Source organism: Mesorhizobium sp. M0802 (genome assembly GCF_040320115.1).
In the GTDB taxonomy this organism is placed as follows: domain Bacteria; phylum Pseudomonadota; class Alphaproteobacteria; order Rhizobiales; family Rhizobiaceae; genus Mesorhizobium.
Genome location: NZ_JAMYOY010000013.1, coordinates 138,804 through 160,172, shown reverse-complemented (window position 1 = coordinate 160,172; position 21,369 = coordinate 138,804). Strand labels below are relative to the sequence as shown.

Here is a 21,369-nt window from a genome sequence, read left to right as displayed (position 1 = left end):
GCCTGCGCTACAGCAATCCCCGGATATGCTCCCAAGCCAGGCGGCCCAGGCGCGTGTCGGCGTCGTCATTGCCGCCATGGGCATGCAGCCTCGAGCGCGGCGTGATTTCGCCCGGCAGCAGAATGCGGTGGCCGGCGTCGGGCACTGAGACGAGGCAGGTGGTCATTGCGGTGTCCTGGCGACGCCGAACGATCGACTGGGCAAAATCCAGCGATGGCCATAGCGCGTCGTCGCCGCCCGCAACCAGAACAATGTCCGCTGAAATAGCTTCGGCGGGAATGGCAGCCTTGGCCGCTGCGTCCTCGAAGGTTTGCAAGGCACGTAGGAAGAGCCGCCGGTAGGACACCAGACCATCGACATACTCGGCGTTCCAAGCGGGATTGCTTGGGACAAACGGCAAAGGAATCCCCTCGATCGTCCACGACGATCGTTCCGGCCAGCTGACGCCGTCGCGGCCCGGCCCGATATTGCCCCAGACCACCGATGTCGGGCTGATCGCAACCACGAGGCCGATGCGTGGATCGTGAGCCGCCGCAAGCAGGGAGGCCTCGGCGCCTTTCGAGGTCCCGACATAGACGATGCGCCGGCATCCCATCTGGACAAGATAGTCGGTCGCCGCGAAAAACGTTTCGAGCGGGATCTCGCAAATGCCGGGCACCTGACCTTCGCCGCCAAACCATTGCAGCGCGAGAGCGGATGCTCCTTCCTTGGCAAAGAGCCGGGCGCGGGTGACGTCGATGCGGCCGCTCGATCCGCTGAGCACGACGACGCCTGTCGTGGCGCCGGCGCATCGCAACAGCGTTCCGGCTACGCCGCCGAAAAGGGTCTCTTCCGTGACGGTCCGCTCAGTCATCTTTCGTTCGAACGCATATGACATCGCCGCACATTAGCAAAACGGCGGGCACAGGCCCGCCGTTTTGTCGATGCGATGACGCGATGCTTATTCGGCGGTGGCGGCTTCCGCTTCGGCCGGGGCTGCAGCAGCGGCGGCAACGGCGGCGGCAGCGTCTTCCTGGGCCTTCTTCAGCAGAGAGGCGCGTTCCTGCGCCTTCTTGCCGGGCTCGGCCTTCTTCGGGTTGGAGCGGGCTTCGCGCTTGAGGAGGCCGGCCTCATCGAGGAAGCGCAGCACGCGGTCGGTCGGCTGGGCGCCGTGCGACAGCCAATGCTTGACGCGGTCGGCGTCGACCTTGACGCGCTCGCCGTCCTTGGGCAGCAGCGGGTTCCACGAGCCGATCGACTCGATGAACCGGCCGTCGCGCGGCGAACGGGCGTCGGCAATGACGACGTGGTAGTAAGGGCGCTTCTTCGAGCCCGCACGGGCCAGTCTGATCTTCAAGGGCATTTCATTTCTCCTAAATTTCTGATTTCAGTGTTGGGTTAATGGCTTTGTCTGGTGCAGGTCGTTGTCCCAAAACCGCTGCGCACTTTTGGGCGACATGCACTTTGTTAGCCGGTTTTGCTTGCGCCGTTGGACGCGGCGATCTGCTCGTGATGGCGGATCACTTCGCGGACGACGAAGTTGAGGAATTTTTCCGCGAAATCGGGGTCGAGATGAGCGTCCTTCGCCAGCTGGCGAAGGCGGGTGATCTGCTCCTGCTCGCGCGCCGGGTCGGCGGGCGGCAGGCCATGCTCGGCCTTGAGCACGCCGACCGCCTTGGTGCAGCGGAAGCGCTCGGCCAGCATATGAATGAGGGCGGCGTCGATGTTGTCGATCGAGGCGCGATAGCCGGCCAGGATGGTGCGTGCGTCGGCCATGTCTTTTTCTTCGTTCATAGCGTCCTCACTTCTTCTTTCCGAGGCCGGGCAGACCACCGCCGCCAAGGCCGGGAAGCTTCATGCCGCCGGGCAGACCGGGCAGGCCACCGCCGCTCGGGGTGGGCGGGCCCTTCATGCCGCCAAGGCCGGGCATCTGCTTCTGCAAGGCTTCGAGCTGCTTGGGATCCATTTTGGAGAGGTCGGGCATGCCGCCACCCATCATGCCGCCGGGGCCACCCGGCATCATGCCGCCGAGGCCCATCTTGGAGGCAAGGCCGCCCATCATGCCGCGCATCAGGCCGCCGCCTTTGCCCTTGCCGCCCATCGCCTTCATCATGTCGGCCATGCCGCGATGCATTTTCAAGAGCTTGTTGATCTCGGCCGCATCCGTGCCTGAGCCGGCGGCGATGCGCTTCTTGCGCGAATGTTTCAGCATGTCCGGATTGGCGCGCTCGGCCTTGGTCATCGACGAGATGATGGCGAGTTGGCGGCCGAACATCTTGTCGTCGAGGCCGGCGGCCGCCATCTGGTCCTTCATTTTGCCCATGCCGGGCATCATGCCCATGATGCCGCCCATGCCGCCCATTTTCGACATCTGCTGAAGCTGGCCGGCAAGGTCGTTCAGGTCGAACTTGCCCGACTGCATCTTTTTGGCCATCGCAGCCGCCTGCTCGGCGTCGATGTTTTCGGCGGCCTTTTCGACCAGCGAGACGATGTCGCCCATGCCGAGGATGCGGTCTGCAATACGCTTGGGGTGGAATTCCTCCAGCCCGTCCATCTTTTCGCCGGTGCCGATCAGCTTGATCGGCTTGCCGGTGACGGCGCGCATCGAAAGCGCGGCACCGCCACGGCCATCGCCGTCCATGCGGGTCAGCACCAGGCCGGTGATGCCGACGCGCTCGTCGAAGCTTTTGGCAAGGTTGACGGCGTCCTGGCCGGTCAGCGAATCCGCGACCAGCAGGATTTCGTGCGGGCTCGACATCTTCTTGATGTCGGCCATCTCCACCATCAGCGGCTCATCGATATGGGTGCGGCCGGCGGTGTCGAGGATGACGACGTCATGACCGCCGAGCTTGGCTGCCTGGACGGCGCGCCTGGCGATGTCGACCGGGTTCTGGCCCGCAATGACAGGCAGGGTCGCGACTTTGACCTGCTCGCCGAGCTGGCGCAGCTGCTCTTGCGCCGCGGGCCGCCGCGTGTCGAGCGAGGCCATCAGAACCTTCTTGTTCTGGCGCTCGGTCAGGCGCTTGGCGATCTTGGCGGAGGTCGTCGTCTTGCCGGAGCCCTGCAGGCCGACCATCATGATGACGACCGGCGCCGGCGCATTGAGGTCGATGGCGACGCCCTCGGCGCCGAGCATGTCGACCAACTCGTCATGGACGATCTTGACGACCATCTGTCCGGGCTTGATCGACTTGACGACGGCGGCGCCGACGGCCTTCTCGCGCACCTTGTCGGTGAAGGAACGCACCACTTCCAGCGCAACGTCGGCTTCGAGCAGCGCACGGCGCACCTCGCGCAACGCCGCCGAGACATCAGCCTCCGACAGCGCGCCGCGGCCTGTCAGGCCGTTCAGGATGGAGCCAAGGCGCTCCTGAAGTGATTCAAACATTGGTCAACCCGCCGCGCGAGAGCGCCTTGGATTCATGGTGATCCCTGTCGGGCCGATGGCCCGCCACGCCTCTTGTGCGCTCCTGCAGCGATTCAAACATTCCGTTTCCTTTTTCTCAGGCACCCCGATGGTGCCCGAGAGGTAGTGCGTTCGCGCCGCTCATCCAAGCAAAGCTCAAAACCAAAAAGCACCCGGGGGCGCTCAGCGCTGCCGGGTGTTGGCCTCCAGGATCTGTTTACAGCACCCACCTCAAAAGGTTTTGGCGTCCTGGTCGGCTTGCTCGGAGGGATACTCGTCGCGGATTTCGGGGCTGTAGACAGGAAATCGGCCGAAGAGTCAAGACAAGGGCGGCTTCCCGGTCTCTGGATCGGTCCCTGTTTAGTTCACCCTGCATCCCGAGGGTCGGCCGTAACCTTCAGCGGCGAGCGCGGGTGCAGAAGCAGCAGGATCGTCAGCAAGGTGCAGACGATACCGATGGCGGCGATGATGACGGCATCCGTCGTCGTCCAGTCCGGACCTTCCAGCGGCTTGGCGTTGAACAGGGCGAAGGAATTGTAGTTCTCCTGATGCGAGATCAGCAGGAAGCCGGTGAGATTGTTGCCGAGATGGGCGCCGAAGGCGGCGCCGAGATTGCCGGTGACATAAACCACCAGCGTCAACAGCAAGGCGAAGGCGGCGATCGAGGCCAGCACGCAGGCGTTGATGGCGGGGGTCGAGCCCGGGCTCCAATGCAAGGAGGTGAACAGCAAAGCGGGCAATAGCGCCCACACGTAAGGGCTCTCGAAGCGCCTGGCCAGGCCGCGCAGCAGATAGCCGCGAAACAGCATCTCCTCGGACGAGGTCTGCAGCAGGGTCAGCGCCACGATCGGGAGCAGGAACAGCAGCCAGGTCGACAGGTTGATCGTGCCGCGGGCGATTTCGGGCTGTAGCCAGTAGAGCAGGATTTCGGAAAGCGCCGATGTGATCAGCACCGCGACCAGGCCCTTGAGGAAGCCCGACAAGGACACGCGGCGACTGGCGCCGAAAAGCGCCGAGAGCGGCTCGCCATGGACGAAACGCATGGCAAGCCAGAGGCCGAGCCAGATGCCGGTAAACGAGGTGAGTGCGGCGAGTATGCCGATGGGCGAGGCCAGAAAGCCCTGAAGCGGCCCGCGCGGATCGTCCGGCAATACATGCCAGACGATCGCGACATAGGTGCCGCCAAGCACCACAACCAGGGTGATCGCCACCCAGAACAGGACGACGACTGCCGTTCCAATTATCAGCCGCGGCAGGTTCGTCTTTTCGGTGGCCGTGTTGCTATAGCGCTCGAAGGCGGCTGAATCTGATATCACGCGAGTTCCTCTGCCGAACGCATCGGGTCGCATGATCTAGGGGATCGTCGGCTCTCGCGCAATTGCTGCTGTTCAGCGACCCTTTTGCCGCCCTCAGCCTCGGCAGGAGGGCGGCACGAGTTCACTTGTCATTCTTTCCAGGCAAAATCAGCGCACGACGTACATGATGCGCCGTGTCTGCGGGTCGACCAGCGCCTGCTGGCCATTCACATAGACGTAGCGGTAGCGGTAGTCGGGGATCTCGCGCAGTTCGACCGTGTCGGGCAAGGTGGCACCGGTCACCACCTCGCCTTCGAGATAGACAGGATCGAGCCGGTGCGTGCTGACATAGGTGCCGACTTCCGCCGGTGGCCTGTCGATGGCGTCGACGGGGCCGTCGTCGGACAGAATCGCACCGGTATAGGTATCGGGATAATCATCCTGCGGCGGTGTAACCACGGTGATGGCGGCGTTGGCGGGGCGGCGTGTCAGAACGACCCGGTTGCCGCCGAAATCGGCCGTGACATAGTCGGAATAGACCCAGCCCTGGCCTCCGGCTTCGGCAATGGTGCACCATTTGCTGTTTTCGATGCAGCCATTGAGCGTCGCCGACTGGCCGGCGGCGAGCACGCCGATCACAGGATATTGCGGGCCGGGGCCGGCGCGCACATTAAGATCGGTGACGGCCGAGACGGCGGTATCGGCAAGTGCCGCACCCGACATCGCGACAAGCGCCCCGGCGACGGCCGGAAACAATATGCGTCTCATGGTTTCTCTCCCTTTCATGGTCCCTCGCGACACCAAACGAAACCAGAACGCATGCGTTCCGGCTAAAATACCGACGCCAGCTCACGATTTGTTCCGGTTTCTTTCGGCAAACCGGTCAAAAGCTCATGCACGAAGCTGAGTTTCTGCGCCGTCACGTCCGAAATGACGAAGGGATAAAGGTCGGGCAGGCCCATGCAGCGGTTGATCGAGTTGGAGGCTTCCGAGAGTACCAGCCAGCGGGCGAGAATCTTTTCGAACGGCTCGGGCACGGCGTCAGGTTCCGCGGGCGCCGCCTGCAACCGGCCGCCGGTGTCGCCTTGCGGCAGCACATTGGTCTCCATCGTCTCAAGCTGGCCGAGTGGAAAATTCAGCGCGTGCACCATCTCCAGCGTGTCGGTGATGTGGAGATGGTGCGCCCAGGTCTCGGCCCAGTCTTCCCATGGATGCGACGTCGCATAGGCGGAGATGTGGTTCTGCTGCCAGTCGGGCGCAGCGCCATTGGCGTAATAGGCCTTCAGCGCCTGCTCGTAGTCGGGGCGTTCGTCGCCGAACAGCGCCCGGAAGGCATCGAGCCGTTGCGGCTCGTCGCGGATCAGCCGGTCCCAGTAGTAATGGCCAAGCTCATGACGGAAATGACCGAGCAGCGTGCGGTAATTTTCGCCCATCTCGACGCGACGCCGCTCGCGCTCGGCCGAGTCCGCCTCGGCGACGTTGAGCGTGATCAGGCCGTTGTCGTGGCCGGTAAGGATGCGTTCGCCGCCGGGACCGCCGCCGATCGGATCGGCAATGAAGTCGAAGGCGAGGCCGATTTCGTCGCCGTGCTTGTGCTTGGGCGCGACCGGAAGGCCGAAGGCGAGCAGCGAATAGACGGCGCGCTTCTTGGCCGCCTCGACGCGAATCCAGCGGCGGCGGTTGCCGTCGACGGAGAGGTCGGGGATCAGCTGGTTCAGCACGCAGGCGCGGCAGTAGGTATGACCCGGTTCGGCCATCCAGTTGCAGGCGCATTCATCCGCATTGGTGCAGTGGAAGATGCCGTCGACGTCAGACAAGGCAAAGCGCGCATGCTCGGGATCGTAAAGCACGAGACTCCCGCAATTCAGGCACTGCGCATTCTCGAAGTAGAGGCGGTGGCCGCAATGCGGGCAGTCGAACAGTTTCATGTCGATCTCGATGCGTCAGGCGTTGGCGTATGGCGTCAGAGGAGGAATATGGTGCGGAGCGGCGCCTCGCCCAAACGCCCGCCACGGGCCGCCGTTCCATGCCCCCGTCACCTCTTTTTACCCGAGCAGCGAATTCGCCTGCCCGGCACCGGGCGTTTCGGCCACAAAGCACTTGATCGTAAGCAAATTCCGCTGCATTGGCCAGGGTAGCGCCGGGGGTACGGTGACAATGGCGTGTTTCGCTGGCAAGTTCGCAACCGGGACGTGATTCAGGCAATCAGGAGAAAAAGCATGGCATTGCTTGCCAAGGGAAAGATTATTGCTGCCGCGGTGGTCGCGGTACTTGCGCTGGCGACGGGCGCGCAGGCGGCGGCCAGCTGCGGCAAGACCGGCGCGGGCTTCGAAGCGTGGAAGCAGGACTTTGCCGCGCAGGCCAGGTCCGAAGGTGTCGGCGGGAAGGGTCTGGCTGCTCTGGCCGGTGCCAGCTACGCGACAAAGACAATCTCCGTCGACCGCGCCATCCACAAGGCTTTCAGCGGTTCGGTGGACGCCTTCATGAAGCGCCGTGGCGGAGCTGCGATCATTTCCAGGGGCCGTGCGCTGAAGAAGTCGAATGCAGCGATGTTCGACAGGATCGAGAGCAATTACGGGGTGTCGCCGGGCGTGTTGCTGGCCATCTGGGGCATGGAAACCGGCTTCGGAGCCTCCCTGGGCAACCAGAACACGGTCTCCGCCATTCTGACGCTTGCCTATGATTGCCGTCGCCCGGGCTTCTTTTACCCGCATGCCATTGCGGCGCTGAAGCTGGTCGATCGCGGCGCGCTGAGCGCCTCGTCGGTCGGCGCTGCGCATGGCGAGATCGGCCATACGCAGTTCCTGCCCGGCAATGTCCTGAAGTACGGCGTCGGCAACGGAAATCTGCGCGACAAGGCAACGGCCTTGGCTTCGACGGCCAACTTCCTCAAGGCTCATGGCTGGCGGGCGGGTGCGAGCGCGAGTGCGAATATGGGCGCCATCGCCGGCTGGAATTCCGCCAGCGTCTACCAGCAGGCCATCGCCCAGATCGCCGACGCGATCGACGGCAGCTGAACGATAATCTTCATTCGACATGAAAGCCCGGCCAACGCCGGGCTTTTTTGTTGGTGCATGGCCATGCGAATAATCAAGAGCCCGGCGTTAGCCCCTCTTGGCAGTCTCCGCCGGGTTTTCCTGGAATAGTAGTTGGGCTCAACCCTTGCGGTTGCGCGCGGCCAGCGTCCTCAGCCGCAGCGCGTTGAGGCGGATGAAGCCGGCGGCGTCCTTCTGGTCGTAAGCGCCGCGGTCATCCTCGAAAGTGACCAGCGCGTCGGAATAGAGCGTCTTCTTCGACTTCCGGCCGGTGACCATGACATTGCCCTTGTAGAGTTTCAGGCGCACCGTGCCTTCGACGTCCTCCTGGCTCTTGTCGATCATCGCCTGCAGCATCAGCCGCTCGGGCGAGAACCAGAAGCCGTTGTAGATCAGCTCGGCGTAGCGCGGCATGAACTCGTCCTTGAGGTGGCCGGCGCCGCGGTCGAGCGTGATCGATTCGATGGCGCGGTGGGCGACGATCAGGATGGTGCCGCCGGGGGTCTCGTAGACGCCGCGCGATTTCATGCCGACGAAGCGGTTCTCGACCAGATCGAGCCGGCCGATGCCATTGTCGCGGCCAAGATCGTTAAGCGCCGTCAGCATCTCGGCCGGCGACAGTTTCTTGCCGTTCAGCGCGATCGGGTCGCCCTTCAAGAATTCGATTTCGATCTCGGTGACCGCGTCCGGCGCGTCCATCGGCGAGACTGTGCGCTGATGGACGAATTCCGGCGGCTCGTTCCACGGGTCTTCCAGCACCTTGCCCTCGGAGGACGAGTGCAGGAGGTTGGCGTCGACCGAGAAGGGTGCTTCGCCGCGCTTGTCCTTCGCTACCGGGATCTGGTGCTGCTCGGCGAAGTTGATCAGGTCGGTGCGCGACTTGAACGACCAGTCGCGCCACGGCGCGATGACCTTGATGTCGGGGTTCAGCGCATAGGCGGAAAGCTCGAAACGGACCTGGTCGTTGCCCTTGCCGGTGGCGCCATGCGCAATGGCATCGGCCCCGGTCTCCCTGGCGATCTCGACCAGGTGTTTGGAGATCAGCGGCCGGGCGATCGAGGTGCCGAGCAGGTAGGTGCCTTCATAGACGGCATTGGCGCGAAACATCGGGAAGACGAAGTCGGCGACGAATTCCTCGCGCACATCGACGACGCGGATATCCTTGATGCCCATCATCTCGGCCTTCTTGCGCGCCGGCTCCAACTCGCCACCCTGGCCGAGATCGGCGGTGAAGGTGACGACTTCGGCGCCGAGCTCGGTCTGCAGCCATTTCAGGATGATGGAGGTGTCGAGACCGCCGGAATAGGCGAGCACGACCTTCTTGACGTCTTTTGTCTTGGGCATTGCTGGGGACATTTTGGCGGTTCCGCGATGAGTTTCGCGGGCGAGGTATCACGGCATTTCCGGCCAGCGCAAGGGATGAACGGGCTCCGACCGCCGCAGCCGCTGGACCAGATGCCACGCCAGTCAGTTGCTGGCGTGAGCCGGGAGGCTGCGTTATAGACCGACGATCATTCGCCAGGGCCCACCGATGTCCTTCATTCCCGACACCACCACGCTGATCCAGTTCGCCATCGCCACCATGATCCTGGCGATCACGCCGGGGCCGGATATGACGCTGTTCGTCTCGCGCACACTGAGCCAGGGCCGCGCCGCCGGCTTTGCCTCGCTGGCGGGTGCTCTGTTCGGCACGCTGATCCACACAACTTTGGTGGCGGTCGGCATCTCGGCGCTGATCGTCGCCTCGCCAATGGCCTTCCTCGTGCTGAAAACGTTCGGCGCCGCCTATCTGGTGTTCCTGGCCTGGCAGGCAATCACCAAGGGCTCGGCGTTTTCACCGCAGAAGAAGAACGGGCCGCAGATTTCGCTGTTCCGCAGCTGGGCTGCCGGGCTTGGCGTCAATCTGCTCAACCCGAAGATCATCCTGTTCTTCATGACGTTTCTGCCGCAGTTCGTCTCCGCTCACGATCCGAACGCGCCGGGAAAACTGTTCTTCCTCGGCCTCATGTTCATCGTGCTGTCGGTCCCGGTGACAGCGCCGATGGTGTTTGCTGCGGAAAGGTTTTCGGCGGCGATGAAGGCCAGCCCGCGGGTGACGCGGGTGGTAGACTATCTCTTTGCCGGTGTGTTTTCGGCCTTCGCGCTCAAGATCCTGACAGCTCAGGCGAAGTAGCGGCCTGCCACCAGCTTCCGGCCCAGCGGCCGGCGCTTAGCCAGTAGAAGATGCCGCCGACCATGCCGCAGCCGATCACCGCGGCGATGGCGTGCGGTTTGGTGACGTCGACATCCACGTTCTGATGGACGAAGCCGAGGAAGGCCGCGGCCACGACGCCGCCCGCGAGTGCATAGAACAGCCAGTCGCGGCGGCTGAGGACCTCGGAGATCAGGATTGCGACCACCGCCGGTATGAAAGCGAAATAGGCGACAAGCAGCGCCACGAACGGAATCGAAAAATAGAGCGCCGTGGCCATCATCGGGTGCGCATCGTCCGGCTTATAACCGACGGAAGCCAGGAACAGCACGTTGAGAAAGGCGCTCGCCGCCAATGAGGCGACGACATAGCCGAACAGGATGACGGTGAAGCGGACGAGGTAGGCGAAGAGGCGGCTCACGCCTCGCCATGCCCCGCAATCATCATGGCTTCCAGCGCCAGGCGGTCGACCTTGCGCATGCGTTCGGAGTCGGATTTGAGCTGGCCGCAGGCGGCCAGGATGTCGCGGCCGCGCGGCGTGCGGATCGGCGAGGCATAGCCGGCATTGTTGATGTAGTCGGCAAACTTCTCGATCGTCTCCCAGTCCGAGCACTGATAGTTGGTGCCCGGCCACGGGTTGAACGGGATCAGATTGATCTTGGCTGGAATGCCTTTGAGCAGCTTGATCAGCCCCTTGGCGTCCTCGATGGAATCGTTGACGTCCTTCAGCATCACATATTCGAAGGTGATGCGCTTGGCGTTGGACAGGCCGGGATAGGCGCGGCAGGCCTCGATCAGTTCCTTCAGCGGATACTTCTTGTTGATCGGCACAAGCAGGTCGCGCAGATCGTCATTGGTGGCGTGCAGCGAGATCGCCAGCATGACCCCTATCTCCTCGCCGGTGCGGAAGATCTCGGGCACCACGCCGGAGGTCGAGAGCGTAATGCGGCGCTTCGACAGCGACAGTCCGTCGCCGTCGGAGGCAATCAGCAGCGCCTTCTTCACCGCCTCGAAATTGTAGAGCGGCTCGCCCATGCCCATCATGACGACGTTGGAGACTTTTCTGCCCTCGGCAGGGACGATGGCGCCGTCGGGTGTGTCGCGGTCGGGGAAATCGCCGAGCCGGTCGCGGGCGGTGAGCAATTGCGCCAAGATCTCTTCCGCCGTCAAATTGCGCACCAGCTTCTGTGTGCCGGTGTGGCAGAACGAACAGGTCAGCGTGCAGCCGACCTGCGAGGAGATGCAGAGCGTGCCGCGGCCTTCTTCGGGGATGTAGACGGTCTCGATCTCGACCGGACGGCCGGCGCCGCGCGGCGGAAAGCGGAACAGCCACTTGCGCGTGCCGTCGGAGGAAATCTGCTCCTCGACGATTTCGGGCCGGGCGACGGTAAAATGCTTGTCGAGTTCGGCGCGCAGATCCTTGGAGATGTTGAACATGCCGGCAAAATCGGAGACGCCGCGCACATACATCCAGTGCCAGAGCTGCTGGGCGCGCATTTTCGCCTGGCGCTCGGGCACGATGCCGGCACTGACAATGGCTTCACCGAGCTCGGCCCGGGTCAGGCCGATCAGCGACGGCTTCTCGGGCGTGGCGCGAGCGCGCAACGCGTCGGGTGCGCCCTCAGTGGTGAGATCGAAGGAAAGGGTCATATCAGCGCCAATATAAGCGAATTGCGGCCGATTTCATCCATCGTGCCGAAAAGAAGCGCGGCGCATAGCACAGGTTGCGGCGAGAGTCATGCGGCGGGAACCGCGCTAGCCTACTTGCACTTGGCGATCGACGTCAGCGCGGCCGAGATGCCTTTCAGCGAAAACACATAGGTCGTCGGATTGCCGCGGCCGGACTTCGCCGAGACCTTCATGTCGGTGCCGGTCTTCATGGCGGCGATCAGCACCGGCTCTTCGGCGGCGTTCTCGACCCAGGCCGACTTGCCGCGGGTGAACATCGAGAACGTCTTCTTGTCGATGGTGACGGTGGCCTTGGAGCCTTCCTGGAATGTGTAGCCGGCGATGAATTGCGGCTCGTAGGACACTTGCTGGCCCGGCCGCTGGCTGACGAAGAAGAACATGTCGCCGTGATCGAGCGTCGGCGGCTGCTTGTCGGTCGGCACGGTGAGCACATAGCAGACCTTGCCGCCCTGCGCCTGGTAGCTGTAGGTGCCCCAGGCATTGTGCTGGCCGATCTTGGTCGCCTGCTGCGCCAGCGCCGGCGCGGCAAAGGCCACCAGGACCAGGCTCGAGACTAGTGCAATCAATCCGCGCATCGCTTTTCCCGTATTCCAAATGGTGCGGGGCAGGCCGGCTTGGCGTCCTGCCCGTCGCTTCATTTTGATTTAATCTGGGTTACCAAACGGTGAATTTCCCTCGGAAAAGGACATTCACCCATGGAAACCACCGCCATTTCCGCGCCGCTTCTTGAAAAAACGGCTTTCGCAATGTCCCTGCGGCGACTTGGAGGCCACGAAAGCGGCAAGAGTTTGACTTTTTGAACGGCCTCAGCGGAACCCGAAGCCAAGCCGCTATCGTCCTGTTTGAGCGGAGGATTTCTTCTGAACCCAGTTGTTAACGCGACCGCCGATTCAGCTCTTGTCGGCGATCGCCTCCTTGGCGGCCTTGCGGTGCGCAGGGGTGATATGGGCGCTTACGGCGGTGATCGCGGCGGTCAGCACGGCGATGTCGTCGGTGAAGCCGAGGCCGAAGACGAAATCGGGGATGACATCGACCGGCAGCACGAAATAGCCAAGCGCTGCCAGCAATATGCCCTTGGCACGCAAAGGCGTCTTCCTGTCGAGCGCGCAGTAATAGCCGGCGACGACCTCTTCCATGAACGGAATCTGTCGGGCGGCCTTCTTGGCCGTGCGCCAGAATTTGGCGCGCACTTCACTTTCGTCGCCGAGCTTGCTGCCGAAGCCGAAGAAATCAAAACCGGGCTGCTGCGCCATCAATCCTCTCCTTGCCGGCCGTCGCGCTGCGTGTTGCGCGGCTGCCATGGAAAATGTGGTGAAAGCCCCGGTCCACTGCAAGAGGATGGCGCCGATTTGGCGTTGCCGCCCCAGCGTTCAGCCGCCTGCATACCCATTCATCTTCTTGGCCAGCGCGATGTCGAGCGCGGTGACACCGCCGGCATCATGGGTGTTGAGCGTCACGTCGACAGTCTTGTAGACGTTCGACCAGTCGGGATGATGGTCCATCTTCTCGGCGGCCAGCGCAACGCGGGTCATGAAGGCGAAGGCCTCGGAGAAATTCTTGAAGTCGAAGCTGCGCTTGATGGAGGCGCCATCGGCTGCCTGCGACCAGCCGGCCAGTTCGGCCAGTGCGGCGGCGATGGCGTCCTTGCTGAGTTTCTCTCTCGTCATGATGATTTCCCGTGCTATCCCAGATATCGACCCTCACCATAATGCAAGTCGCCCAAAAGTCCTTTGCGTTTTGGGCTTCCAAATGCACGAACGGCGCATATCGAATGAGCGTAAAGCCGATAAATTCCATACTCTTCGTCTGCCTCGGCAACATCTGCCGCTCACCCCTGGCCGAAGGCGTGTTTCGCGCCGTGCTGGCGGAACGCGGCCGCGACATGGTGCTGGACGATATCGTGCTGGACTCTGCGGCGACCGGCGGCTGGAACCTCGGCGAAGCGCCCGACCCGCGCTCGATCGCGATTGCGGCCCGCCACGGCATCGACATATCAGGGCAGCGGGCACGCAAGGTCAGGCCGGGGGATTTTTCGCGCTTCGACCTGATCCTCGGCATGGATCGGCAGAATGTCCGCGACCTCAAGGTGCTGGCGCCGGCCGGTGCGCGCGAACGTATTCATCTCTTGGCAGAGTTTGCGCAGGGCAAAACCCGCGACGTGCCGGATCCCTATTATGACGGGGCCGAAGCGTTCGCTTCGGTCTACCGCATGATCCGCGAAGCGTCGGAGGCGCTGGCGACGAGATTGGTGGCGCGGGCGTCGACGCCGGAGAGCGGCCACGCCTCCTCGACAATGTAGGGACCGCCGCCGACCGAATCGCGCGACGACATCAGCACGAAGCGGCCGACGCGAAACGGTAGCGTCGCAAAATTGCCGCGCGCCGACAGGTACTGGGCGACGTCGAGCGGGCTCGAATTGCGCAAGCGTGCCAGCGTAACATGCGGGGTGAACTTGCGCGGGTCGGCGGGCAGGCCGAGCCGCTGGCAGATGCGGTCGATTTCGCTCTGCAGCGCCGAAAGGTCGGGCGAGGCGAAGACGCCGGCCCAGACGGCGTGCGGCTTCTTCTGGCCGAAAGCGCCAACTCCGGACAGGGTGAGCGAGAAGGATGGGCGGTGCACCCGGTCGAGTGCGTTGGCGATTTCGTCGGCGATATGGCCTTCGACGTCGCCGATGAAGCGCAGCGTCAGATGGTAGTTTTCGACATCGATCCAGCGGGCTCCGGGCAGGCCGCCCCTGAGCAGGGACAGCGAAAGAGCGGCGTCACGCGGTATTTCGAGGGCGGTGAAAAGACGCGGCATGGTGAGCCTCCCTTCCTCGAATCGAACTGTGCCCCTAGCGAATCATCGATAGTCAAACGGGGCAAGTGGTTTGTTGGTTGCAGGCATTTTTACGAACAGGCGACCCGGGCCCTCTGCAGCCCGGTCTTTTGTTTCAAAGTTCGCGCGAGGCGAACAGCGTCCTCTCTCTTGATGATAATGGCCATATGACCCTCCTTTTGGAGGCTATATGTCCTTTTTGGCCACACCGGTCAAAATGATCGCCGCGTGTTATTCTCGTCACGCCGGCGTTCAACCGCCACCCTGAACTGCCGCAATCGCCTTCTCCACGGCGGGCAGGATGCGCTCGACCATCGCTGCGACGCCCTTCGGATTGGGATGCAGGCCATCCTCCAACTGCAGGCCGGACTGCCCGGCGACGCCATCGAGAAAAAACGGATAGAGCGGCACATCGTATTTCGCGGCAAGCTTTGGATAGATCGCATCGAAGGCGTTCTGGTAGTCGGCGCCGAGATTGGGAGCGGCGCGCATGCCGGCCAAAAGCACCGCGATCTTGCGCGCTTTCAGCTTCGCCAGCATGTCGTCCAGGTTCTTTTCCGTAATGCTGGGCGAGACGCCGCGCAGCATGTCGTTGGCGCCGAGTTCGAGGATAACCAGCCTTGTCCCATCCGGTACCGACCAGTCAAGCCGTGCCAAGCCGCCGCTCGAGGTGTCGCCTGAAACGCCGGCGTTGGCTACGGTGACGTCATGGCCTTTGGCCCGCAGCGCAGCTTGCAATTTGTCGGTAAAGCCATCGCCAGGCCCGAGGCCGAAACCGGCCATCAGGCTGTCGCCGAACCCGACGATGGTGAACGTCTCGGCGCGTACCGACGAAATGGCGCCGCAAAGGGTGACGAAAAAGACGAGCCCTGCGGCATTCAAGCGTTTGAAAGACATGTGGCAGGCCCCATATACCCGAGGAATTCTTCCGGCGACGGCTTCCGGCAAGCAGAGCCTTCATCCTGATATAGGACGCTTTAATTGTGACAGAAGCCGTCATCGCGCTGAAAGACATATCCCTGACCCTGGGCCAAGGGGCTTCGTCTGTGCATGTGCTGAAAGGCGTCAGCCTTGACGTGACGCGCGGCGAGGCGACCGGCATTGTCGGCCCTTCGGGTTCCGGCAAGTCGACCTTGCTGATGGTGCTGGCCGGGCTTGAGCGGGTCGATTCGGGGACGGTGCGGATCGCCGGCGAATTGCTGAACGGCAAAAGCGAGGATCAGATCGCCTCGTTTCGGGGCCGAAACATAGGCATCGTCTTTCAGTCCTTCCATCTCATTCCCAACATGACGGCGCTCGAAAATGTCGCGGTGCCGCTGGAACTGGCCGGCCATGCCGATCCGTTCGGCGTCGCCGCGCGGGAGTTGGCGGCCGTCGGCTTGAGCGATCGCGTCACCCACTATCCCGGCGAACTCTCCGGCGGCGAACAGCAGCGCGTGGCGATCGCCCGCGCGCTGGCGCCGTCGCCGCGCATTCTCATCGCCGACGAGCCGACCGGCAATCTCGACCAGGCGACGGGGCGTCAGGTCGCCGACCTTTTGTTCGCCAAAGCGGCCGAGCGCGGCATGACCTTGGTGCTGGTCACGCACGATCCGGCCCTTGCGGCGCGCTGCTCGCGCCAGGTGTCGATGCGCTCGGGCCGCATCGAGGATGCGCCGGTAGCGCAGGTCAAGGTGCCGGCCTGATGCCACTGTCGCAGACGCTGAAGCTCGCGTTCCGCTTCTCGCTGCGCGAGATGCGCGGCGGGTTGTCGGGTTTCCTGATCTTCCTTGCCTGCATCGCGCTCGGCGTCGCTGCAATCGGCGGGGTCAATTCGGTGGCGCAGGCGATCACCGCAGGCGTTGCCGACCAGGGCCAGACGCTGCTTGGCGGCGACTTGCGCTTCCAGCTCAACCAGCGCGATGCGACGCCAGCCGAAAGCACCTTCCTCGACCGCCTCGGCACTGTGTCGCACAGCGCCAATATGCGCTCGATGGCGCGGCTGGAAGACGGCTCCGACCAGGCGCTGGTCGAGGCCAAGGCCGTCGACGACGCCTATCCGCTCTATGGCGCGATCGAGACCGCGCCGCAGCTTGGCAGAAAGGATTTGTTCGACGAGAAATCAGGCGTCTTTGGCGCCGCCGCGCCCGACCTGTTGTTCGACCGGCTGAATGTGAAGATCGGTGACCGGCTGAAGGTCGGCAGCGCGACATTCGAATTGCGGGCCAGGCTGGTGAGCGAACCGGATGCGGTGTCGGACGGTTTCGGCTTCGCGCCGCGGCTGATGGTCTCGACCGCGGGGCTTGCCGCGTCCGGCCTGATCCAGCCGGGCAGCCTGGTCGAGAATGCCTACAAGGTTCGGCTGCCGGCCGGCGCCAGCGAGGCCGATCTCAAGACCATCCAGGATCGGGCGGCGAGCGATTTCCCTGAAGCCGGCTGGTCGATCCGCACGCGTTCCAATGCGGCGCCGGCGCTGTCGGCCAACATCGAGCGCTTCTCGCAATTCCTGACGCTGGTCGGGCTGACGGCGCTGGTGGTCGGCGGCGTCGGCGTTGCCAATGCGGTGCGCGCCTACCTCGACGGCAAGCGCGGCGTCATCGCCACCTTCAAGAGCCTTGGCGCCTCGGGCGGCTTCGTCTTCACCGTCTATCTCGTGCAAATCCTGATAATCGCCGGCCTCGGCATCGCGCTTGGCCTCATCCTCGGCGCCGCCATGCCGTTTGCAGCTAGCGCTGAGCTCCAGTCGGTCATTCCGGTGCCGGCTAAAGGCGGCTTCTATCCCGGTGCGCTGGCTCTTGCCGCGCTGTTCGGGCTGCTGGTGACGCTTGCCTTCGCGCTGTTGCCGCTCGGCCGCGCCCGCGATGTGCCGGCGACCGCGCTGTTTCGCGAAATGGGTTTTGAGGGCCGCGGCTTTCCACGCCTGCCCTATCTTGCCACGGCGGTCGGCATCGCGGTCGCTTTGGCGGCGCTCGCCATCCTGTTTTCCGGCGACCGGCGCATCGCCTTGATCTTCGTCGGCGCGACGGTCTTTGCCTTTCTGGTGTTGCGCCTGGTCGGTGCGCTGGTGCAGTGGGTGGCGCGCAAAAGCCCGCGTGTGCGCTCGGTCGCGCTCAGGCTCGCCATCGGCAACATCCACCGGCCCGGCGCGCTGACGCCGTCCGTCGTGCTGTCGCTGGGCCTCGGGCTGACGCTTTTGGTGACGCTGGCGCTGATCGACGGCAATCTCAGGCAGCAGATCTCCGGCAGTCTGCCGGAACGGGCGCCGAGATTCTTCTTCGTCGACATCCAGAATAGCGAGGTCGATGCCTTCTCGACATTGATCGGCAATGAGGCGCCGAAGGGAACGCTGGTCAAGGTGCCGATGCTGCGCGGCCGGGTGATGGCGCTGAACGGCGTTAGTGTCGACAAGGCCAATGTGCCATCGGAAGGCGCCTGGGTGCTGCGCGGCGATCGCGGCCTGACCTACGACGCCAAACAACCGGCCAATGCGACATTGACCGAGGGCAGCTGGTGGCCGGAGAACTACAGCGGCGAACCGCTGGTCTCGTTCTCCAACGATGAAGGCAAGGCGCTCGGCCTGAAGCTCGGCGATACCGTCACCGTCAATGTGCTCGGACGCAATGTGACGGCCAGGATCGCCAATTTCCGAGAGGTGCAATGGGAGACGATGGGCATCAACTTCGTCATGGTGTTCTCGCCCAACACTTTTGCAGGCGCGCCCCATGGCTGGCTGGCGACGCTGACCGAAAAGGATGCCACGGCAGCAGAGGATGCCCGCCTGCTCAACGCCGTCACCCGCGCCCTCCCGGCGGTGACGACAGTTCGGGTCAAGGACGCGCTCGACGTCGTCAACCGGCTGGTCGGCCAGCTCGGCACGGCGATCCGGGCGGCGGCCGGCGTGGCGCTGATCGCTTCGGTGCTGGTGCTGGCCGGCGCGCTCGCCGCGGGAAATCGCGCCCGCATCCACGATGCCGTGGTGCTGAAGACGCTGGGCGCCACGAGGCGCACGCTGATCGCGGCGTTTTCGCTGGAATACATGCTGATCGGCCTGGCCACCGCGGTGTTTGCGTTGGCTGCCGGCGGCATCGCCGCCTGGTACATCGTTGCCCGCATCATGACGTTGCCGTCGCATTTCATGCCGGAGGTGGCAGTGGCGACCTTGGTGTTTGCGCTGGTGATCACAGTCGGCATCGGCCTTGCCGGCACCTGGCGGGTGCTCGGGCACAAGGCGGCGCCGGTGCTGCGCGACCTCTAGGCCCCAAACGGCAAGGTTGGCCGAATCTGCCGTTTCCGATTAAATCTTGGTAATGTGCAGTCATGGAAGCCCAAGAAAACCGGCTTCCGGAGATTCACCAAGCGTTGCAGCCCGTTACGGTCTTGTTCTTGACGTCAAGAACCATCATATTTCGCCACAGGCATGCTGGAGCCCCGCCAGCGGCGCCCAGGTCCGAAAGGGCCTGACACCGTACGGGGCAGAAGCAACAGAGGATTCCAATGGCTGAGCCCATTCGCAACTACCAGACTTCGGCCGTGCCGGGCGCGCGCGCCGACATCGACCAAGGCCTGCGCACTTACATGCTCAAGGTCTACAATTTGATGGGGCTTGGCCTCCTCATCACCGGCGTCGCCGCCTGGGGCGCTTTCCAGCTCGCCGTCACCGGCGACGGACAGCTGACCGCTTTCGGCACGCTGATCTATGCCAGCGCCTTCCGCTGGGTGGTCATCCTGGCTCCGCTCGCCGCCGTCTTCTTCCTGTCGTTCAGGATCCAGTCGATGAGCGTGGCCGCGGCGCAAACCACCTTCTGGGTCTATTCGGGCCTGGTCGGCCTGTCGCTGTCGACCATCTTCCTGGTCTACACCGGCGCCTCGATCACCCAGACCTTCTTTGCCACGGCGGCCGCCTTCGGCGCGCTGTCGCTCTACGGCTACACGACAAAGCGTGACCTTTCGGCCTTCGGCTCGTTCCTGGTCATGGGCGTCGTCGGCCTTGTGATCGCCATGCTGATCAACATCTTCCTCCAGTCGTCGGCGCTCGGCTTCGCTATCTCGGCGATCGGCGTGTTGATCTTCGCCGGCCTCACCGCCTACGACACGCAGACCATCAAGGAAATGTACTACGAAGGCGATCAGGCCGACGTTGCCGGCCGCAAGGCGATCATGGGCGCGTTGAGGCTATATCTCGACTTCATCAACCTGTTCATGTTCCTGCTGCAGTTCATGGGCGATCGCCGGTAGGCGGTCTTCCCATCAGGCAACTGGACCAGCTGATATCAAGAGGGCGGCCCAACGGCCGCCCTTTCCTTTTGTGCCGGCCTTTGCTGTCATGGAGGCAGATGAATCGTCTGCATAATTTATGAGCACTATTTCCATCCGCGCGGCCATGGAAGGCGACCTCGGCCGAATCACCGAGATCTACGGCGATGCCGTGACGCATGGCACCGCGAGCTATGAGCTGGAGCCGCCCAGCCGCACTGAGATGGGTGCGCGCTTCGACAGCCTGACGGCGGGGGGCTTTCCCTATCTGGTGGCGGAACGAGATGGCGCGCTGCTCGGCTACGCCTATGCCGGCGCGTTCCGGCCGCGCCCGGCCTACCGCTTCATCGTAGAGGATTCCGTCTATGTCGCGCCTGATGCGAAGGGCCAGGGCGTCGGGCTGCTGCTGATGCAGGCGCTGATTGAAGCCTGCCGTATGGCGGGCTTTCGCCAGATCGTCGCGGTGATCGGTGACGGCCATGCAGACAGCGCCTCGGTGCGGCTGCATGAAAAGCTCGGCTTTCGCCATTCCGGTCGCCTGGAAGGCTCCGGCTACAAGCATGGGCGCTGGCTTGACACGGTGTTCATGCAGCTGTCGCTGAATGGCGGCGCAACGGTTCCGCCCGATCCGCATTCGCTGCCGGAGCGGAAGTTTCGTGAGAGCCTGAGGAGGGGGATTGAGGAGTTGAAGAACTGAAGAATTGAGGATTTGAATAGCTGAGAACAAACCCGGCGGTATTTCGACCGTTACATCCTCTTTTTCCAATTCTTCAGTTCTTCAATTCCCCAATTCTCAATTAGGCCTGGACAATCTTCAGCTTAGCATCGAAGACGTTGAGCACGCGACCGAGTTCCTGGCCGCGCTTGAGGATGCGGCCGCCGGCGGCTATGACGGCGAAGGCGCCTTGCCGGCGCGCCAGTTTCGGATCCTTGACGATCTGGAACAGCGGCACTTCGCTGGCCCGGCGGAAGACTGAAAACACAGCCCGATCAGACAGATGATCGATGGCATAGTCGCGCCATTCGTTGGCCGCGACCATGCGTCCGTACAGCCTCAGGATCTCGTCGAGTTCACGCCGGTCGAAACGGACCGGCTGGTCGAGGCGTTCGCGTCGCGCCTCGTGCAGCGGGATCAATATTGCGGATGCGTCCCCATCCTCCGTCCCACCGCTGCGATCGGTCATCCCGCGATCCTTTTGAAAATGAATCTCGCTTGCAGAAGTTGGCGTGTTCGCCGTGGAATTGCAAGGCCCGGCTAACCATCCCGGGACTGCGCTGTTTTCGCAACGTCCAGTCACTTTTATAAAACGCGGTGTTTGAATTGGTGATGCCTCGCCACATTTCCGCCTTTTTTTATCCGCGCTCATGCCCCAATGTCCGACGAATTTACCGGCGTTGCCTGAGACGGTTCGGTCCGGCACCGGCTCGTAAACCCCAAGCCCCCCGCCCACGGGTCTGCGTCGGATCGAACCAACCTCGGACTTTCCTCAGGGAGAGACCGGGTGCGACGATCCCAAACCTAAATGACCGACGTCAGAAGCAAGCTGACGTCGGTTTTTTTGTTGGGCGGCGCCAGACACTTGTCGTCGTGATCCTTCACACCCCCCTCTGTCCTGCCGGACATCTCCCCGCAAGGGTGGAGATCAGATTTCGCGTTTGCTTTCGCCAATCTCAAACGTGGGACAGGATGGCGGATGTGGCGAAGCTGCCAATCTCCCTCCTTGC

Annotated in this window: 23 protein-coding genes; 7 read left to right on the top strand and 16 right to left on the bottom strand. The window is 63.3% G+C overall.

From position 1 onward, the window contains the following. Window positions 1-7 precede the first annotated feature (7 nt). From NKI10_RS19260 to NKI10_RS19230, 7 genes are all read right to left on the bottom strand, one after another. Window positions 8-853, bottom strand: a complete 846-nt coding sequence (locus tag NKI10_RS19260; RefSeq protein ID WP_352861453.1) for an acyl-CoA thioester hydrolase/BAAT C-terminal domain-containing protein — start codon at window positions 851-853, stop codon at window positions 8-10. An 87-nt stretch (window positions 854-940) separates the two neighbouring features. Continuing rightward, window positions 941-1,342 carry a 30S ribosomal protein S16 gene (gene rpsP / locus NKI10_RS19255; protein WP_023671705.1) on the bottom strand — a complete coding sequence of 134 codons (402 nt, stop codon included), beginning with the start codon at window positions 1,340-1,342 and terminating at the stop codon, window positions 941-943. A 104-nt stretch (window positions 1,343-1,446) separates the two neighbouring features. Continuing rightward, the gene (locus NKI10_RS19250) at window positions 1,447-1,773 is read right to left on the bottom strand and encodes a chorismate mutase (RefSeq protein ID WP_023671706.1); all 327 of its coding nucleotides are present in this window, start codon (window positions 1,771-1,773) and stop codon (window positions 1,447-1,449) included. Between the two features lie 7 nt (window positions 1,774-1,780). After that, complete coding sequence (gene ffh, locus NKI10_RS19245; RefSeq protein ID WP_023671707.1) at window positions 1,781-3,367, bottom strand: signal recognition particle protein; 1,587 nt, start codon at window positions 3,365-3,367, stop codon at window positions 1,781-1,783. A gap of 383 nt (window positions 3,368-3,750) precedes the next feature. Then, entirely contained in the window at window positions 3,751-4,701 is a 951-nt protein-coding gene (locus NKI10_RS19240) for a CPBP family intramembrane glutamic endopeptidase (protein ID WP_023736747.1), read from the bottom strand. Window positions 4,702-4,848: 147 nt separating this feature from the next. After that, window positions 4,849-5,448, bottom strand: coding sequence for a DUF1236 domain-containing protein (locus NKI10_RS19235; RefSeq protein ID WP_023671709.1), 600 nt, complete (start codon window positions 5,446-5,448; stop codon window positions 4,849-4,851). A gap of 62 nt (window positions 5,449-5,510) precedes the next feature. Further along, window positions 5,511-6,608, bottom strand: a complete 1,098-nt coding sequence (locus NKI10_RS19230; RefSeq protein WP_023730269.1) for a zinc-binding metallopeptidase family protein — start codon at window positions 6,606-6,608, stop codon at window positions 5,511-5,513. A 291-nt stretch (window positions 6,609-6,899) separates the two neighbouring features. Here NKI10_RS19230 and NKI10_RS19225 point away from each other — a divergent pair, with 291 nt between their 5' ends. Next, the gene (locus NKI10_RS19225; RefSeq protein WP_023694544.1) at window positions 6,900-7,697 is read left to right on the top strand and encodes a lytic murein transglycosylase; all 798 of its coding nucleotides are present in this window, start codon (window positions 6,900-6,902) and stop codon (window positions 7,695-7,697) included. 138 nt (window positions 7,698-7,835) lie between these two features. Here the strand turns inward: NKI10_RS19225 and NKI10_RS19220 are convergent, their stop codons facing one another. Then, window positions 7,836-9,059 carry an argininosuccinate synthase gene (locus tag NKI10_RS19220; protein WP_352748077.1) on the bottom strand — a complete coding sequence of 408 codons (1,224 nt, stop codon included), beginning with the start codon at window positions 9,057-9,059 and terminating at the stop codon, window positions 7,836-7,838. Window positions 9,060-9,246: 187 nt separating this feature from the next. On the opposite strand from NKI10_RS19220, the gene NKI10_RS19215 reads away from it, so the two are divergent. Then, window positions 9,247-9,888, top strand: a complete 642-nt coding sequence (locus tag NKI10_RS19215; protein WP_023694540.1) for a LysE family translocator — start codon at window positions 9,247-9,249, stop codon at window positions 9,886-9,888. Here the strand turns inward: NKI10_RS19215 and NKI10_RS19210 are convergent. From NKI10_RS19210 to NKI10_RS19190, 5 genes are all read right to left on the bottom strand, one after another. Continuing rightward, a complete protein-coding gene (locus NKI10_RS19210) occupies window positions 9,860-10,327 on the bottom strand; it encodes a hypothetical protein (protein WP_352748080.1) in 468 nt (155 codons plus the stop codon). The genes NKI10_RS19215 and NKI10_RS19210 overlap by 29 nt on opposite strands. Beyond that, the gene (gene rlmN, locus NKI10_RS19205; RefSeq protein WP_352748083.1) at window positions 10,324-11,556 is read right to left on the bottom strand and encodes a dual-specificity RNA methyltransferase RlmN; all 1,233 of its coding nucleotides are present in this window, start codon (window positions 11,554-11,556) and stop codon (window positions 10,324-10,326) included. The genes NKI10_RS19210 and rlmN overlap by 4 nt, the downstream gene beginning before the upstream one ends. A gap of 110 nt (window positions 11,557-11,666) precedes the next feature. After that, window positions 11,667-12,170, bottom strand: a complete 504-nt coding sequence (locus NKI10_RS19200; RefSeq protein ID WP_023671718.1) for an invasion associated locus B family protein — start codon at window positions 12,168-12,170, stop codon at window positions 11,667-11,669. Window positions 12,171-12,485: 315 nt separating this feature from the next. Continuing rightward, entirely contained in the window at window positions 12,486-12,848 is a 363-nt protein-coding gene (locus tag NKI10_RS19195; RefSeq protein WP_352461003.1) for a YkvA family protein, read from the bottom strand. 117 nt (window positions 12,849-12,965) lie between these two features. Continuing rightward, window positions 12,966-13,262: a 4a-hydroxytetrahydrobiopterin dehydratase gene (locus NKI10_RS19190; protein WP_023671720.1), complete on the bottom strand. Its 297-nt coding sequence runs from the start codon at window positions 13,260-13,262 to the stop codon at window positions 12,966-12,968. A 104-nt stretch (window positions 13,263-13,366) separates the two neighbouring features. On the opposite strand from NKI10_RS19190, the gene NKI10_RS19185 reads away from it, so the two are divergent. Then, the gene (locus NKI10_RS19185) at window positions 13,367-13,894 is read left to right on the top strand and encodes a low molecular weight protein-tyrosine-phosphatase (protein WP_352861451.1); all 528 of its coding nucleotides are present in this window, start codon (window positions 13,367-13,369) and stop codon (window positions 13,892-13,894) included. On the opposite strand, the gene thpR is transcribed toward NKI10_RS19185, so the two are convergent. Both thpR and NKI10_RS19175 read right to left on the bottom strand, forming a co-directional pair. Then, window positions 13,798-14,394, bottom strand: coding sequence for an RNA 2',3'-cyclic phosphodiesterase (thpR, locus tag NKI10_RS19180; RefSeq protein ID WP_023671722.1), 597 nt, complete (start codon window positions 14,392-14,394; stop codon window positions 13,798-13,800). The two genes, NKI10_RS19185 and thpR, sit on opposite strands and share 97 nt — an antisense overlap. Before the next feature lie 270 nt (window positions 14,395-14,664). Further along, entirely contained in the window at window positions 14,665-15,309 is a 645-nt protein-coding gene (locus tag NKI10_RS19175; RefSeq protein ID WP_352461010.1) for an arylesterase, read from the bottom strand. Between the two features lie 86 nt (window positions 15,310-15,395). Between NKI10_RS19175 and NKI10_RS19170 the strand changes: the two genes are divergently transcribed. The 4 genes from NKI10_RS19170 (at window position 15,396) to NKI10_RS19155 (ending at window position 20,341) form a co-directional block, all read left to right on the top strand. Then, complete coding sequence (locus tag NKI10_RS19170) at window positions 15,396-16,097, top strand: ABC transporter ATP-binding protein (protein ID WP_023715752.1); 702 nt, start codon at window positions 15,396-15,398, stop codon at window positions 16,095-16,097. Beyond that, window positions 16,097-18,646: an ABC transporter permease gene (locus NKI10_RS19165; protein WP_352861448.1), complete on the top strand. Its 2,550-nt coding sequence runs from the start codon at window positions 16,097-16,099 to the stop codon at window positions 18,644-18,646. Before NKI10_RS19170 ends, NKI10_RS19165 begins: the two co-directional genes overlap by 1 nt. A gap of 239 nt (window positions 18,647-18,885) precedes the next feature. Further along, window positions 18,886-19,626 carry a Bax inhibitor-1/YccA family protein gene (locus NKI10_RS19160; RefSeq protein WP_023671726.1) on the top strand — a complete coding sequence of 247 codons (741 nt, stop codon included), beginning with the start codon at window positions 18,886-18,888 and terminating at the stop codon, window positions 19,624-19,626. 118 nt (window positions 19,627-19,744) lie between these two features. After that, window positions 19,745-20,341, top strand: coding sequence for a GNAT family N-acetyltransferase (locus NKI10_RS19155; RefSeq protein WP_352861446.1), 597 nt, complete (start codon window positions 19,745-19,747; stop codon window positions 20,339-20,341). Between the two features lie 100 nt (window positions 20,342-20,441). Here the strand turns inward: NKI10_RS19155 and NKI10_RS19150 are convergent, their stop codons facing one another. After that, window positions 20,442-20,828, bottom strand: a complete 387-nt coding sequence (locus NKI10_RS19150; RefSeq protein WP_023683844.1) for a DUF2794 domain-containing protein — start codon at window positions 20,826-20,828, stop codon at window positions 20,442-20,444. Between the last annotated feature and the right edge of the window lie 541 nt (window positions 20,829-21,369).

Bases quoted from the DNA above. Each gene is read 5' to 3' on its own strand.
- NKI10_RS19160 (WP_023671726.1), top strand. From the start codon at position 18,886: ATGGCTGAGCCCATTCGCAACTACCAGACTTCGGCCGTGCCGGGCGCG.
- rlmN (WP_352748083.1), bottom strand. From the start codon at position 11,556: ATGACCCTTTCCTTCGATCTCACCACTGAGGGCGCACCCGACGCGTTG.
- NKI10_RS19220 (WP_352748077.1), bottom strand. From the start codon at position 9,059: ATGCCCAAGACAAAAGACGTCAAGAAGGTCGTGCTCGCCTATTCCGGC.
- thpR (WP_023671722.1), bottom strand. From the start codon at position 14,394: ATGCCGCGTCTTTTCACCGCCCTCGAAATACCGCGTGACGCCGCTCTT.
- NKI10_RS19250 (WP_023671706.1), bottom strand. From the start codon at position 1,773: ATGAACGAAGAAAAAGACATGGCCGACGCACGCACCATCCTGGCCGGC.
- NKI10_RS19165 (WP_352861448.1), top strand. From the start codon at position 16,097: ATGCCACTGTCGCAGACGCTGAAGCTCGCGTTCCGCTTCTCGCTGCGC.
- NKI10_RS19195 (WP_352461003.1), bottom strand. From the start codon at position 12,848: ATGGCGCAGCAGCCCGGTTTTGATTTCTTCGGCTTCGGCAGCAAGCTC.
- NKI10_RS19150 (WP_023683844.1), bottom strand. From the start codon at position 20,828: ATGACCGATCGCAGCGGTGGGACGGAGGATGGGGACGCATCCGCAATA.
- ffh (WP_023671707.1), bottom strand. From the start codon at position 3,367: ATGTTTGAATCACTTCAGGAGCGCCTTGGCTCCATCCTGAACGGCCTG.
- NKI10_RS19155 (WP_352861446.1), top strand. From the start codon at position 19,745: ATGAGCACTATTTCCATCCGCGCGGCCATGGAAGGCGACCTCGGCCGA.
- NKI10_RS19215 (WP_023694540.1), top strand. From the start codon at position 9,247: ATGTCCTTCATTCCCGACACCACCACGCTGATCCAGTTCGCCATCGCC.
- NKI10_RS19200 (WP_023671718.1), bottom strand. From the start codon at position 12,170: ATGCGCGGATTGATTGCACTAGTCTCGAGCCTGGTCCTGGTGGCCTTT.
- NKI10_RS19225 (WP_023694544.1), top strand. From the start codon at position 6,900: ATGGCATTGCTTGCCAAGGGAAAGATTATTGCTGCCGCGGTGGTCGCG.
- NKI10_RS19190 (WP_023671720.1), bottom strand. From the start codon at position 13,262: ATGACGAGAGAGAAACTCAGCAAGGACGCCATCGCCGCCGCACTGGCC.
- NKI10_RS19175 (WP_352461010.1), bottom strand. From the start codon at position 15,309: ATGTCTTTCAAACGCTTGAATGCCGCAGGGCTCGTCTTTTTCGTCACC.
- NKI10_RS19230 (WP_023730269.1), bottom strand. From the start codon at position 6,608: ATGAAACTGTTCGACTGCCCGCATTGCGGCCACCGCCTCTACTTCGAG.
- NKI10_RS19185 (WP_352861451.1), top strand. From the start codon at position 13,367: ATGAGCGTAAAGCCGATAAATTCCATACTCTTCGTCTGCCTCGGCAAC.
- rpsP (WP_023671705.1), bottom strand. From the start codon at position 1,342: ATGCCCTTGAAGATCAGACTGGCCCGTGCGGGCTCGAAGAAGCGCCCT.
- NKI10_RS19260 (WP_352861453.1), bottom strand. From the start codon at position 853: ATGACTGAGCGGACCGTCACGGAAGAGACCCTTTTCGGCGGCGTAGCC.
- NKI10_RS19235 (WP_023671709.1), bottom strand. From the start codon at position 5,448: ATGAGACGCATATTGTTTCCGGCCGTCGCCGGGGCGCTTGTCGCGATG.